The organism is Acinetobacter pollinis (assembly GCF_015627175.1).
In the GTDB taxonomy this organism is placed as follows: Bacteria; Pseudomonadota; Gammaproteobacteria; order Pseudomonadales; family Moraxellaceae; genus Acinetobacter; species Acinetobacter pollinis.
On sequence record NZ_VTDQ01000081.1, the window covers coordinates 1 to 2,756 of the forward strand.

3 protein-coding genes and 1 pseudogene are annotated in these 2,756 nt (G+C 35.1%); all 4 read left to right on the forward strand.

The annotated features are described in order from the left end of the window. Window positions 1-956: 956 nt before the first annotated feature. Window positions 957-1,364, forward strand: coding sequence for a tol-pal system-associated acyl-CoA thioesterase (ybgC, locus tag I2F23_RS13700; protein WP_195773120.1), 408 nt, complete (start codon window positions 957-959; stop codon window positions 1,362-1,364). Between the two features lie 20 nt (window positions 1,365-1,384). Continuing rightward, window positions 1,385-2,086 carry a protein TolQ gene (gene tolQ, locus I2F23_RS13705; protein WP_195773121.1) on the forward strand — a complete coding sequence of 234 codons (702 nt, stop codon included), beginning with the start codon at window positions 1,385-1,387 and terminating at the stop codon, window positions 2,084-2,086. 1 nt (window position 2,087) lies between these two features. Continuing rightward, window positions 2,088-2,537, forward strand: a complete 450-nt coding sequence (gene tolR / locus I2F23_RS13710) for a protein TolR (protein WP_195773122.1) — start codon at window positions 2,088-2,090, stop codon at window positions 2,535-2,537. Between the two features lies 1 nt (window position 2,538). Continuing rightward, window positions 2,539-2,756, forward strand: a pseudogene (locus I2F23_RS13715) (cell envelope integrity protein TolA); the annotation flags it as partial.

Consider the following 2,756-nt stretch of genomic DNA (forward strand, 5'->3'; position numbering starts at 1 on the left):
CATCTGGACAATGAAAAAATTTAGATATATGACCTAAAAATTCTGTCTTAGCAAAATGCTCATGGTCTATAAATTTCTAGTTAACTCAAAGCATAGATAACAAATTATTTAAAAATTCCTAAACTTTAGGTTTGATGACCAATTTCAGTACATTAGATCTATAAATATGAACAATAGTGGGAGTTTTTAACTCAAAAGTTCCCTTAAGTTATCCCTTAGCTGTCTCAATTAAACTACCCTGATACATACACTTTATAAAAGGTTATAATTCAATCTTACTCATATGATCAATCATCCTATTTCTCAAGAATAGAAATAGATCATTTCGATCAAAAACAACCCTCTTTTAAATATTTTACAGCACCACATTTCATTTTCGCCAGAGTCTCTTCAAATAACGTAATAATGGTATCTATTTAATTGACAGACATGACAAGTCAAATATTTAATTTCTGCTCTAATTTTTTCAAACTCTTAAAATAAATTCATATAAATATATGAATAATTCTCTATTTATTCATATATTTAAACTTAATAAATGCAGGTAGTATTCAATTCTTATAATTTTTAGCATTGCATATCCATAACATAATTTAAGTGAATCTTGATAACACTTCTTTTAATCCTATTATAAATATAAAAATCTTTTCATTTATCTACTACAACAGTGCAGTGGCCTAATATTGTATTTAAAAAAATTACTATCATTCCTTACCCTATGAATTGATACCTTGTGCCATTTTAGATTGAAAACATTCTGTTAAAATTTTGCGTCACGAGTACATCTTCTAATTTTATCAAGAGATGCATGCAATCTCATTATTTCCTTTTAAAACAGGAAAATACAAACCTTAAATTTCAAAAAATTACACTCCAAGCGATATGACAGTGTATATGAAATTTTGTTTATTCAAATTCCCCCTACTCCCTGCTGTAGCTGTATAAGGATTTTCCTCATGGCAAACCATTTTAAATTTCAAATCCGCGTTTATATCGAAGATACAGATGCAGGTGGTATCGTTTATCACGCCAATCATATTCGATACATGGAAAGAACCCGAACAGAATGGTTGCGTGCCTCAGGTATAGATCACTATTGGCATCAAAAAGATTATCACTTTGTTGTCCGTGGTATCGAGCTCAAATACCTCAAACCAATTTTAATGGATGACCTTATTACTGTAACCGCTCGTGTTATTTCTTGTAAAGCCGCGTCATTTGTATTGCAACAGAATATTTATCGTGGTGAAATCTTGCTTGCAACGGGTGAAGTCGAGTTAGCATGTTTAAGTATAGATATGCTACCACGCCGACTTCCAGAAGAAATTAGTTCATTGCTTAAAAAAGAAATGGAACAAAATTAGGCATCAATGGCTTTTTAGATATGACCACTCAAAACGTAGAAACAACACTGCATATAACCAATTTAATCTTACAAGCGAGCCCTGTAGTACAACTGGTCATGCTTTTACTCTTTTTAGCTTCTATATACAGTTGGTATGTAATTGCCAAACTCTCTATGGGCTTTAAAAAAGCACATAAACAAGATGAACATTTTCAAAAAATGTTTTGGTCAGGCGCTGAAACAGAAACATTATATAATAATGCTCAACTCAATTCAGAGCGTCGTGGCCTAGAAGATATTTTCTACGAAGGATACTCTGAATATCTCAAACTTAAAAAACGCCAAGCGACAACCACACAGCGTATAGATGGAACAGAACGAATTTTGCGTGTAGGGTTAAGCCGAGATCAAAGCACACTTGAATCTGGTTTAAACAGTCTAGCAAGTATTGGATCTGTAGCACCTTACGTAGGTTTATTTGGTACAGTTTGGGGTATTATGAATGCTTTTATTGGTCTTGCAGGCGTAGAACAAGTCACTCTCGCTACTGTTGCTCCGGGTATTGCCGAGGCACTCATTGCAACCGCAATTGGTCTGTTTGCAGCAATTCCAGCCGTACTGGCCTTTAACCACTTTACAGCGAAAAGCGAAAGTATTTACTCTGATCGCGCACTTTTTGCAGAAGAGATGGTTACATTACTTCAACGTCAATCTATAGGCTCTGCTCAGGAGTCAGAATAATATGGCGATACAGCGTAGCGGACGTTTCGGACGTATAAAGAAACCTCTTAAAAGTGACATGAACGTTGTTCCCTACATCGATGTTATGCTCGTTTTGCTGGTCATTTTTATGGTGACCGCACCCATGATTTCAAGTAGTTTAAAGGTCGATCTTCCTAAAGCAAAAAGCTCTCCATTTCAATCGAAAGACACACCAGCAATTGTTACTTTAGATGCTGAAGGTAATTATTTACTGCGTTATCACGAGCATAAAGATGAAGCAATGAATCTGGAAGAACTCAAACAAACGTTAGCCGATGCACAAAAAACTGCTCAAGACCAACAGCAAGAACTGAGCGTTCTGATTAATGGTACACAATCACGTCCATATGGTGAGGTTGTGATACTCATGGCAAATTTACAAGAAGCAGGCTTAACCCAAGTCGGCCTACTTACAGACCCTGCTAAGTAATATGAAAAAATTTGATAAACAGCCATTTGATCAACAAAAAGCAAAGGCTATTGGATTTACACTAGGTGTACATGCGATAGCCTTGATTGGTTTACTTTATTTGGGCATGACTCCCCCACCAAAACCACCTAAAGAACTAAAAACCTATTTAGTTAGTGCCGATCAGATTGCAGATATAAATAACGAACAAAGTAGTCAAACTGTAAAAGAAACAGAGAC